We start from the raw sequence: 10,683 nt of genomic DNA on the forward strand, positions 1-10,683 counted from the left end.
GCGCCGTCGACACCGAGACGACGTCGCTCGACGCCGTCGCCTGCGAGCTGGTCGGGGTGTCGCTGGCGATCGCGCCGGGCGAGGCCGCCTACCTGCCGCTCGCCCACAAGGTCGACGGGCTCGACCTCGCGGCCGGCGGGCCGCCCGTCCAGGTCGATCGCGCGGCGGCGCTGGCGCGACTGAAGCCGCTGCTGGAAGACCCGGCCGTCCTCAAGATCGGCCACAACCTCAAGTACGACGCCGTGGTCCTCGGGCGGCACGGCATCCGCGTCGATCCGGTCGACGACACGATGCTGCTGTCCTACGTGCTGGACGGGCACCTGCACGGCCACGGCATGGACGAGCTGGCGGAGCTGCATCTCCAGCACCGGACGATCGCCTATGCCGACGTCTGCGGCAGCGGCAAGAACCAGATCACCTTCGACTTCGTGCCCCTCGACCGCGCCCGTGACTATGCCGCCGAGGACGCCGACGTCACCTTGCGGCTGCACCGGCTGCTGCGGCCGCGCCTCCTGCAGGAGCGCCAGGTGGCGCTCTACGAGACGACCGAGCGGCCGCTCGTCGCGGTGGTCGCGGACATGGAGCGGGCCGGCATCCGGGTCGACCCGGTCGAGCTGAAGCGCCTCAGCGCCAACTTCGCCGAGCGGCTGATGGCGCTGGAGGTCGAGATCCACCGCCTCGCCGGCCACCCGTTCAACGTCGGCTCGCCCAAGCAGCTGGGCGAGGTGCTGTTCGACGAGATGGGACTCGCCGGTGGCAAGAAGGGCAAGACCGGCGCCTATGCGACCGGGGCGGACGTGCTCGAGACGCTGGCCGCGCAGGGCCACGACCTGCCGGCGCGCGTCCTCGACTGGCGCCAGCTCGCGAAGCTGAAATCGACCTATGCCGATGCGCTGGTCGAACAGATCAACCCGGTGACGGGCCGCGTCCACACCTCCTACGCGCTCGCCTCGACCTCGACGGGCCGGCTCTCCTCGACCGATCCCAACCTGCAGAACATCCCGGTCCGCACCGAGGAGGGGCGCAAGATCCGCCGCGCCTTCGTCGCCGCGCCCGGGCACGTCCTGATGTCGGCCGACTATTCCCAGATCGAACTGCGGCTGGCCGCCCACGTCGCCGACATCGCGGCGCTGAAGGAGGCCTTCCGCCAGGGCATCGACATCCACGCGCTGACCGCGAGCCAGGTCTTCGGCGTGCCGGTGGCGGGCATGGACCCGCAGGTCCGCCGCCGCGCCAAGGCGATCAATTTCGGCATCATCTACGGCATCAGCGGATTCGGCCTGGCGCAGCAGCTCGGCATTCCCCAGGGCGAGGCGCAGGCCTACATCGCCGCCTACTTCGCCCGTTATCCCGGGATCAAGGACTATATGGAGCGGGCCAAGCAGGAGGCGCGCGAGCACGGCTTCGTGCGCACCATCTTCGGCCGCCGCTGCTGGGTCCCCGGGATCAAGGACAGCAACCCCGCCCGCCGCGGCTTCGCCGAGCGGCAGGCGATCAACGCGCCGCTGCAGGGCTCGGCCGCGGACATCATCAAGCGCGCCATGGGCCGCATCCCGGGCGCCCTGAAATCGGCCGGGCTCGGCGCGACCATGCTGCTGCAGGTCCACGACGAGCTGGTGTTCGAGGTGCCGGAGGCCGAGGTCGAGGCGACCGCCGCGGCGGTCAAGCGGGTGATGGAAGGGGCGGCCCAGCTCTCGGTGCCGCTCGTCGTCGACACCGGCGTCGGCCGCGACTGGGAGGCGGCGCACTGAAGCTGCGCGCGCCGCCCGTCCGCGGGAGGGTCAGCCGAAGCGGCCGGTGATGTAGTCCTGCGTCCGCCGGTCGCGCGGCAGGGTGAACATCGCGCTGGTCTGGTCGAACTCGACCAGCTCGCCGAGATACATGAAGGCCGTGAAGTCCGAGCAGCGCGCCGCCTGCTGCAGGTTGTGGGTGACGATGGCGATCGTGTAGTCGGACTTGAGTTCGTCGATCAGCTCCTCGATCTTCGCCGTCGAGATCGGATCGAGCGCCGAGCAGGGTTCGTCGAGGAGGATCACCTGCGGCTGCACGGCGACCGTGCGGGCGATGCACAGGCGCTGCTGCTGGCCGCCCGACAGGCTGAGGCCGTTGCTGTTCAGCTTGTCCTTCACCTCGTCCCACAGCGCCACCCGGCGCAGCGCCGATTCGACGCGGGCGTCGATCTCGGCCCGCGACAGGCGCTCGTAGAGCCGGATGCCGAAGGCGATGTTCTCGTAGATCGACATCGGGAACGGGGTCGGCTTCTGGAAGACCATGCCGACGCGCGAGCGCAGCAGGTTGGGATCGAGCCCGGGCGCCAGGATGTTCTCGCCGTCGACCAGCACCTCGCCGGTCGCGCGCTGGCCGGGATAGAGGTCGTACATCCGGTTCAGCACCCGCAGCAGGGTCGACTTGCCGCAGCCGGACGGGCCGATGAAGGCCGTGACCATGTTGCGGTAGAGCGACAGGTTGACGCCCTTCAGCGCGAGCGAGTTCCCGTAGAAGAACTGCAGGTTGCGCACCGCGACCTTCTCGTCCAGGTGCGACACGTCGACCGGGGCATGCAGGGCGTCCGGTGTCGTCAGCGAGTGGGTGTTCATGTCCGCTTCCCCGAAGCCGTGAGCGCGCGGGCGGTGATGCTGAGCGCCAGCACCGCCAGGGTGATGATGAGGGCGCCGGTCCAGGCCAGGGCCTGCCAGTCCTCGTAGGGGCTGAGCGCGAACTGGAAGATGACGACCGGAAGGCTCGCCATCGGCGCGTTGAGGTTCGTGCTCCAGAACTGGTTGTTGAGCGCCGTGAAGAGGAGCGGCGCCGTCTCGCCGCTGATGCGGGCGACCGCCAGCAGCACGCCCGTCAGCATGCCGGCGCGGGCCGCGCGATAGCAGACGAACCGGATGACGTAGGCCCTCGGCATGCCGAGCGCCGACGCCGCCTCGCGCAGCGGGTTCGGCACCAGGAGGAGCATGTCCTCGGTCGTCCGCACCACCACCGGGATGACGATGATGGCGAGGGCGATGGCGCCCGCCCAGGCCGAGAAGTGGCCCATCGGATAGACCACGATCTCGTAGACGATGAGGCCGATGACGATGGACGGCGCGCTCAAAAGGATGTCGTTGATGAACCGCACCAGGCTGGCGAGCCGGCCGTGGCGGCCGTATTCCGCCATGTAGGTGCCGGCGAGGATGCCGATCGGGGTGCCGAAGAGCACGCCGAGGAAGGTCATCAGCAGGCTGCCCAGGATCGGGTTGAGGAGGCCGCCGTCGGCGCCGGGCGGTGGCGTCATCTCGGTGAAGACGCGGAGCGACAGGCCGCTGAAGCCTTCCCACAGCAGCACCGCCAGGATGATGACGAGCCAGCCGAGGCCGATCGCGGTGGCGCCGACGGCGGCGGCCGTCGCCAGCAGGTTCCGGCGGCGGCGGCCGGGATAGTAGCGGTTCATGGCGTCACCCGATCCGGCGCTCGACGCGCATCAGGAGGTAGCGGGAGATGGCGAGCACGATGAAGGTGATGACGAAGAGGATGAGGGCGAGGAGGATCAGCGAGGCGGTGTAGATGTCGCCGACCGCCTCGGTGAACTCGTTGGCGATGGTCGCCGAGATGGTCGTGCCGGGGGCGAGGATCGAGGTCGAGATCCGGTGCGCGTTGCCGATGACGAAGGTCACGGCCATGGTCTCGCCGAGCGCCCGGCCGAGGCCGAGCATGACGCCGCCGACGACGCCGACGCGGGTGTAGGGCAGGACGACGTGGCGGAAGACCTCCCAGGTGGTGCAGCCGATCCCGTAGGCGGCCTCCTTCAGCACCGGGGGAACCGTCTCGAAGACGTCGCGCGAGATCGAGGTGACGAGCGGCAGCACCATGATCGCCAGGATCAGCCCGGCGGTGAGCACGCCGATGCCGTAGGGCGGGCCGGCGAACAGGTCGGAGAGCAGCGGCACGTTGCCGAACAGGTCGATGAGCAGCGGCTGCACCGTGCCCTGGAGGAACGGCGCGAAGACGAAGAGACCCCAGATGCCGTAGATGATGCTGGGGATGCCCGCGAGCAGTTCGATGGCGATGCCGATCGGCCGGCGCGCCCACATCGGGCAGAGATCGGTCAGGAAGAGCGCGATCATCAGGCCGAGCGGCACCGCCACGATCATGGCGATGGCGGCGGTCACGACCGTGCCGTAGATCGGCGCGATGGCGCCGAACTGCTCGGTGACCGGGTTCCAGGCATGGCTGGTGAGGAAGCCGAAGCCGAAGGTCTGGATCGCCGGCCAGGCGCCGAAGATCAGTGCCGCGATGCCGCCGCCGAGGACGACCAGCACCATGATCGCGGCCGAGAGGGTGACCGAGTGGAAGACCCTGTCACCGCCGCGCATGCGCCGCAGGATGGCCTCGCGGCTGGCGGTGGCTCCGGCGGTCTTCGGGGCGGTGGCGGTGAGGGCGGTGTCGGCCACGGGCGGACCTTGCATCTGGGGACGGGGAAGCGGCCGGAAGGGTGCCGCAATGCGGCACCCTCCGTCCGCGACGATCCTCGGGGGATCAGTTCGTCAGCGAGAACAGCGGCTTGCCGCCGGCGTCCTTGATCTCCTGCGTCCAGGTCTCCTCGACCTGCTGCACCACCTTCGCCGGCATGGCGACGTAGTCGAGCTCGTCGGCCATCTTCCCGCCCTTCTCGTAGGCCCAGGCGAAGAACTTGAGGGCGGCGCGCAGCGCGTCCGGATCCTGCGGCTTGGCGTGCACCAGGATCCAGGTGGCCGCCGTCATCGGCCAGGAATCGGCACCCGGCTGGTTGGCGAGGATGACGCCGTAGCCCGGCTGGGACTTCCAGTCGGCGCTGGCGGCGGCGGCCTGGAAGGTGTCGGCGTCCGGCGCGACGGGCTTGCCGTCCTTGTTGATCATGCGGGTGAAGGTCAGCTTGTTCTGCTTGGCATAGGCGTACTCGACGTAGCCGATGGCGCCGCGCGTGTTGGCGACGTTGTTGGCGACGCCCTCGTTGCCCTTGGCGCCGATGCCGGTCGGCCACTGCAGCGAGGTGTTGACGCCGACCTTCGACTTCCAGTCGGCGCTGACCTGCGCGAGGTAGTAGGCGAAATTGTAGGTCGTGCCCGACCCGTCGGAGCGGTGGACGATGGCGATCGCCTGCTTCGGCAGCTTGGCCGTCGGGTTGAGCTTCTGGATCGCGGCGTCGTCCCAGCTCTTGATCTCGCCGAGGAAGATGCGGGCCAGGGTCTGGCCGTCGAGGACGAGTTCACCCGGCTTGATGCCGGCCAGGTTCACGACCGGCACGATGCCGCCCATGACCATCGGGAACTGGACGAGGCCGGAATCCTGCAGATCCTTGCCGGAGAGCGGCGCGTCGGACGCGCCGAACGTCACCGTCTTGGCCTTGATCTGCTTGATGCCGCCGCCCGAGCCGATCGACTGGTAGTTGAGACCGATTCCGGTCTCCTTCTTGTAGGCGTCGGCCCACTTGGCATAGATCGGGAAGGGGAAGGTGGCGCCGGCGCCCGAGATGTCGGCCGCCGAGGCCGGCGCGAACGAGACCGCGAGCGCGAGGCTCGCCGTGGCGATGGCGTTGCGGATGATGCTCACTGGCTCTCTCCATTGAGTCTGGTCGGGCGCCCGCGACCGGCGATGCGGCGCCCGCCGCATCCCATCCGGAGCGCCACCCGATCGACGCATGCCCTGGCCCGACGACCGTCCTGCCGGCGCTGCCGCTGGCCGGCCACCCGCGGTCGTCGTGCCGGGCGGATCCGAACTCGCCGAAGACGATGGCTGGTCTTCGTCGAGGCCTCGGATCGTAGGAGAAGCCAATTATCCTTTCGGGTCGGATAGATGACAGTTTTGTTACGGCAGTCTGTTTCCGTCGTCCCGCGGGTCAGCCGCGGATCTCGACCCCGGCCCACTCCTCCAGCACCTTGGCGATGCAGGTGAAGTCGGATTCCGCGCCGAACCGGGCCTGGGTCACCGCCAGCATCTGGCGCACTGCCGCGCCGACCACCATCGGCACGCCCAGCGACTCGGCCTCGTCGACGCACAGCCGGACGTCCTTGTACGACAGCCCGGTGGCGAAACCGAAGTCGAACGTGCCGGGCAGGATGGCGCGCGGGAACTTGTCCTGGCTGGCGCTGTTGCGGCCGCTGCTGACGTTGATGATGTCGATCAGGACGCGGGCGTCGAGCCCGGCCTTGACGCCCATCGCCATCGCCTCCGACGTGACGACGAGGGCGGCCGCCGCCATCAGGTTGTTGGCGAGCTTGGCCGTCTGGGCGAGGCCCGGCTTCTCGCCGGTGAAGAACAGCTTGCCGAAGGTGCCGAGCACCGGGGTGATGCCCTGGTAGGTCGTCCTGGGACAGGACACCATGACCGCGAGGGTGCCCGCGACCGCCCCCTTGATGCCGCCGCTGACCGGCGAATCGACGGCGACGATGCCCGTCTTCGCGAGGCCGGCCGCGACCTCGGCCGCCGTCGCCGGACCCGTCGTCGACAGGTCGATCATCACCCGGACCGCGCCGCCCGCGACGACCCCGTCGGCACCCAGCGCCACGGCCTTGACGACGGCCGGCGTCGGCAGGCTGACCAGCACCGTCTCCGCCTGGTCGGCGACGGCCCTGGGCGTATCGGCCAGGATGGCGCCGCGGGCGACCAGGGGTGCCGTCGCCGCCGCCACCGGATCGCACACCACCAGCCGGTAGCCGGCGTCCAGGAGGCGCATCGCCATCGGCCCGCCCATGCGGCCGACGCCGACGAATCCGAGAAGTTCCCCGCCCATGTCCGACGATCCTTCCGGGACTACTTGCCCTGGTCCACGTCCTGGAAGACCTCGAGCGCGACCTTCATCGCGTCGAGCGCCGCCGGCACGCCGCAATAGATCGCGGCCTGCATCACCACCTCGCGGATTTCCTCCCGCGTGATGCCGTTGTTGAGCGCGCCGCGGACATGCAGGCGGATCTCGTGCGGCCGGTTGAGCGCCGTCAGGAAGGCGAGGTTGAGGAAGCTGCGGGTGCGGCGGTCGAGGCCGGGGCGGGTCCAGATCTCGCCCCAGCACCATTCGGTGACGAGCTTCTGCAGGGGGGCGGTCATGTCGGTGGCGCCGGCCACCGACTTGTCGACATAGGCGGCGCCCAGGACCTCGCGGCGGACCGCCAGGCCCTTCTGGAACAGTTCGCCTTCGAATTCGGGACGGGTGGTCATGACCGGAACCCTTCTGCACAGATTGCTGGTCCGCCATGCTTAGGCGGCGGCCGGTGGCGCGTCAATGCGATTGTATGACGATCATATTGTGTGTTGAGATCGTGTCCCCTTCCCAACCCGCGAAGCCCCCGATGCCGGAGCCCTTCGAGCTGTTCGCCGTCCGCTACGCCAACCACACCGCCCGCCGGGCCTCGGACAACGCCATCGGCGGCGATCTCCATGAGGAAGGGTCCGACCTCGACTATTTCGTCTGGGTCGCCCGCCGGTCGGACCGGCTCTTCGTCATCGACACCGGCTTCGACACCCAGCAGGCGAGGGCGCGCGGCCGGACCCTGCTCCGGCGGCCGGACGCGGCGCTGGCCCTCCTCGGCGTCGACGCCGCCCGGGTCGACGAGGTGGTGCTGACCCATCTCCACTACGACCATGCCGGCACGCTGGGGGATTTCCCGCGCGCCTCTTTCCATGTCCAGGACCGCGAGGCGGCCTATGCCACCGGCCGCTGCATGTGCCATGGCTTCCTGCGCCATCCCTACCATGTCGAGGACGTGGTCGCCTTCGTCCGCCACGTCTTCGCCGGGCGGGTCGCGTTCCACGACGGCACGACCGAACTGGCGGACGGGCTGTCGCTGCACCGCATCGGCGGCCATACGGGCGGGCTGCAGGTGGTGCGCGTGTGGACGAAGCGGGGCTGGGTCGTCGTCGCCTCCGACGCCTCCCATCTCTACATGAACCGCGGCCGGGGCATTCCCTTCCCGGCCGTCCACCATGTCGGCGAGATGCTGGAAGGGTTCCGCACGCTCGACCGGCTCGCAACCTCGCCCGACCATGTCGTGCCCGGACACGATCCGCTGGTGATGCGGCTCTACCCGCCGCCGTCGCCGGAACTCGACGGCATCGCCGTCCGGCTCGACGTGCCGCCGCGGGAGATGCCGCGATGACCCCGATGCTGGCCGGGCGGAGCGCGATCGTCACCGGCTCGGTCGCCGGCCTCGGCCACGCCATGGCGCGCGCGCTCGCCCGCGAGGGAGCGGCGGTGACGCTGAACGGCCTCGTCCCCGCGGGCGAGGGCGAGGCGGCGGCAGCCGCGCTGGCGGCGGAGACCGGGGCCAGGGTCGCCTTCGACCCCTGCGATCTTGCCGACGTCGGGCAGATCGAGCGCATGGTCGCCGACGCGACGGCCCGCCACGGCGGCGTCGACATCCTGGTCAACAACGCGGTCATCCGCCATTTCCAGCCGATCGAGGCCTTCACCGCCGCCGACTGGAACGCGTCGATCGCCGTCAACCTGTCGGCCGCCTTCCATGCCGCCCGGCTGGCGCTGCCGGGGATGAAGGCCCGTGGCTGGGGCCGGATCGTCAATCTCTCGTCGATCTATGGCCAGCGCGGGGCGGAGAACCGGGTCGACTACGTCACCACCAAGACGGCCCTGGTCGGCCTGACCCGGGCGATCGCGATCGAGACGGCGGCCACGGGCGTCACCTGCAACGCGCTCTGCCCCGGGACCGTGCCCTCGCCCGCCATCCTCGACCGCGTCGCCGGCATCGCCCGGGGCCAGGGCGTCCCGGTCGAGGAGGCGGCCCGCGACTACATCCTGCCGCGCCACCCCACGGGTCGGTTCGTCGCGCTGGAGAACGTCGCCGCGCTCCTCGTCTTCCTGTGCGGTCCGGCCGGCGCCGACATCACCGGCGCCATGCTGCCCATCGACGGCGGCTGGCACGCGCGGTGAGCGCTACCGCCGGTCGCGACGTACCGGCGCCGACAGGCAACGGCCGAAGTTCGGGCCGGGCTGGCGCACCCAGCGATGGCAGACGGCGGCACCCTTGGGACGCGGCGCGTAGGACATGCGCTCCACCACCGGCCGGCGCACCCGACCGCCGAAGAAGCCAGTGAAGCTCTCGCGCGTCAGCCGCGCGGGCAGCGGACCGCCGGTCGCGATCCGGTATTCCGGCCGGTACTCGAAATGGAACGTGTCGAAGCGGTTCCACCGCCCGCCCCAGACGAAGCCCTCGCGCTCGAAGGCGGCGACGACCTCGGCCGGCATGTGGTTGCGCCGGATCGGCCGTCCCTTGCGGTCCGTGTCGGCCGTCTGCCAGTAGCCCTCTTCGGTCGGGGCGACGTCGATGGCGATGCCGAAGCCGTGCAGCGACAGCCGGTCGGTGCCGGCGATGGCGCGGCAGTTGAAGGTCCCCCCGGTGGCGCGATGGAAGGCCGCCTCGCCGCCGGCCTCGCGGTCGAGGGCATCGGAGACGCGCTGGAGCGCGGCCGCGACGCCATTGGCCCGGGCCGCCTTCAACTCCACCGGCCCGTCCGGCGAGGCGCGGTTCCAGCGCACGGTCGCGAGCCGATCCGCCATGTCGCCGGCGCGGCAGTTCCCATAGATCTTGAGGTAGATCGGCTCGTAGTCGACGGCCGAGATCGCCTCCGTCGCCGCCACGAGCGGATCGGCGGCGGGCTTTCCCTGCGGCCGGACCGGCCGCCCGTCGCGGCCGAGGCCGAGGGCGGCGAGCGGCATCCGCGTGCCGTCCCGCCACCACAGGTACCCGCCTTCGACCCGCAGCAGATGCTCGGGATAGGCGGCGACGAAGGCGTGGATGCCCTGCGGCGGCTCGTCGGCACGGACGGGCGCCGCCCCGGCGAGCACGACGGCCGCGACGAGGGCGCGAATGACGATCATGGCCGAAGGGTAACGGGATTCGCCGGCCGGGGGTGCCCTCCTTCGCCCGCCGGCGGTCGTCTACCCGTGCCGGGCGAGCCGGATCACGGCGGCGGCGTCGGGTGCGGCCTCCAGCGACCACAGGGCGGCGAGCAGCGGCTCGGGATCGAAGCCGGGGCAGCCGTGGGCGGCCAGAGCCCGGAACTTCGCCTCCAGCTCGCGGTCCGAGAGCGGCCGCGCGGCGCTGCCGCGCGCCGCCGGCACGAAGCGGCGCACGACCTCGCCCGACGCCAGGACGATCTCGAGCCGGGCCGCTTCGACAGGGACGCCCGCCTCCTCGGCGACCGCGACGCGCGCCCGGAGATCGAGCACGTCGGCCGCCCGGACGCGCTGGTCGGCGAACTCCGCGACGCCGGCGCGGCCATCGATGAGCGCCACCGCCACCGCGTGCTGGGCACTGACCTGGGCCTCGCGCCCGCTGGTGACCGCCGGGCGGTCGGCGCGCTGGCGCAGCAGCGGATGTCCCGAGACGGTGATCGCCCGGATCTCTGCCGGCGCGATCGGCCGTTCCGCCCGGAGGTCGAGGCAGGCGTCGATGACCGGGTTCAGCACGACGCCGCAGGGATAGGGCTTGCACTCGTTGCGCGCGATTTCCCAGCTCTCGCCGAGGCCGGCGGCGACGCCGGCCGCGTCCGCCTCCTGCCCCATGACGCGAAGGAAGCCGCGCGGGCCCTCGATCGGAGCTTCCGGTCCCTCGACGCCGGCGTCCGCGAGGAGTGCTGCCAGCAGACCGCCGCGCGCGGCGTGGCCGACGCCGGTGCTCTTCGCCATCGTCCCCAGGGTCTCGACAAGCC

General features: G+C 70.9%; 11 protein-coding genes. 3 read left to right on the forward strand and 8 right to left on the reverse strand.

Translation table 11 applies throughout. From position 1 onward, the window contains the following. Positions 1-1,751, forward strand: a 1,751-nt coding sequence (polA, locus tag ACE3Q3_RS19805) for a DNA polymerase I (protein WP_374448968.1), incomplete at its 5' end; no start/stop codon positions are given. Positions 1,752-1,781: 30 nt separating this feature from the next. On the opposite strand, the gene pstB is transcribed toward polA, so the two are convergent. From pstB to ACE3Q3_RS19835, 6 genes are all read right to left on the reverse strand, one after another. Continuing rightward, complete coding sequence (pstB, locus tag ACE3Q3_RS19810; protein ID WP_374448969.1) at positions 1,782-2,597, reverse strand: phosphate ABC transporter ATP-binding protein PstB; 816 nt, start codon at positions 2,595-2,597, stop codon at positions 1,782-1,784. Beyond that, positions 2,594-3,436 carry a phosphate ABC transporter permease PstA gene (gene pstA, locus ACE3Q3_RS19815; RefSeq protein ID WP_374448970.1) on the reverse strand — a complete coding sequence of 281 codons (843 nt, stop codon included), beginning with the start codon at positions 3,434-3,436 and terminating at the stop codon, positions 2,594-2,596. Before pstA ends, pstB begins: the two co-directional genes overlap by 4 nt. 4 nt (positions 3,437-3,440) lie before the next feature. Then, positions 3,441-4,436: a phosphate ABC transporter permease subunit PstC gene (pstC, locus tag ACE3Q3_RS19820; RefSeq protein WP_374448971.1), complete on the reverse strand. Its 996-nt coding sequence runs from the start codon at positions 4,434-4,436 to the stop codon at positions 3,441-3,443. Positions 4,437-4,521: 85 nt separating this feature from the next. Beyond that, the gene (gene pstS / locus ACE3Q3_RS19825) at positions 4,522-5,574 is read right to left on the reverse strand and encodes a phosphate ABC transporter substrate-binding protein PstS (RefSeq protein ID WP_374448972.1); all 1,053 of its coding nucleotides are present in this window, start codon (positions 5,572-5,574) and stop codon (positions 4,522-4,524) included. Between the two features lie 286 nt (positions 5,575-5,860). Then, a complete protein-coding gene (locus ACE3Q3_RS19830) occupies positions 5,861-6,754 on the reverse strand; it encodes an NAD(P)-dependent oxidoreductase (RefSeq protein ID WP_374448973.1) in 894 nt (297 codons plus the stop codon). Positions 6,755-6,774: 20 nt separating this feature from the next. Beyond that, a complete protein-coding gene (locus tag ACE3Q3_RS19835) occupies positions 6,775-7,176 on the reverse strand; it encodes a carboxymuconolactone decarboxylase family protein (protein WP_374448974.1) in 402 nt (133 codons plus the stop codon). A 131-nt stretch (positions 7,177-7,307) separates the two neighbouring features. On the opposite strand from ACE3Q3_RS19835, the gene ACE3Q3_RS19840 reads away from it, so the two are divergent. Both ACE3Q3_RS19840 and ACE3Q3_RS19845 read left to right on the forward strand, forming a co-directional pair. Continuing rightward, positions 7,308-8,114 (forward strand): N-acyl homoserine lactonase family protein, encoded by an 807-nt coding sequence (locus ACE3Q3_RS19840; protein ID WP_374448975.1) that lies wholly within the window; start codon positions 7,308-7,310, stop codon positions 8,112-8,114. Further along, positions 8,111-8,902 (forward strand): SDR family oxidoreductase, encoded by a 792-nt coding sequence (locus ACE3Q3_RS19845; RefSeq protein ID WP_374448976.1) that lies wholly within the window; start codon positions 8,111-8,113, stop codon positions 8,900-8,902. The genes ACE3Q3_RS19840 and ACE3Q3_RS19845 overlap by 4 nt, the downstream gene beginning before the upstream one ends. A gap of 3 nt (positions 8,903-8,905) precedes the next feature. Here the strand turns inward: ACE3Q3_RS19845 and ACE3Q3_RS19850 are convergent, their stop codons facing one another. Together ACE3Q3_RS19850 and ACE3Q3_RS19855 are read right to left on the reverse strand one after the other, a co-directional pair. Then, a complete protein-coding gene (locus tag ACE3Q3_RS19850; RefSeq protein ID WP_374448977.1) occupies positions 8,906-9,850 on the reverse strand; it encodes a M15 family metallopeptidase in 945 nt (314 codons plus the stop codon). A gap of 60 nt (positions 9,851-9,910) precedes the next feature. After that, positions 9,911-10,683: MmgE/PrpD family protein (locus ACE3Q3_RS19855; RefSeq protein WP_374448978.1), on the reverse strand; the 773-nt coding region annotated here is incomplete at its 5' end.

Source organism: Allostella sp., from assembly GCF_041913585.1.
Classification (GTDB): Bacteria; Pseudomonadota; Alphaproteobacteria; order ATCC43930; family Allostellaceae; genus Allostella.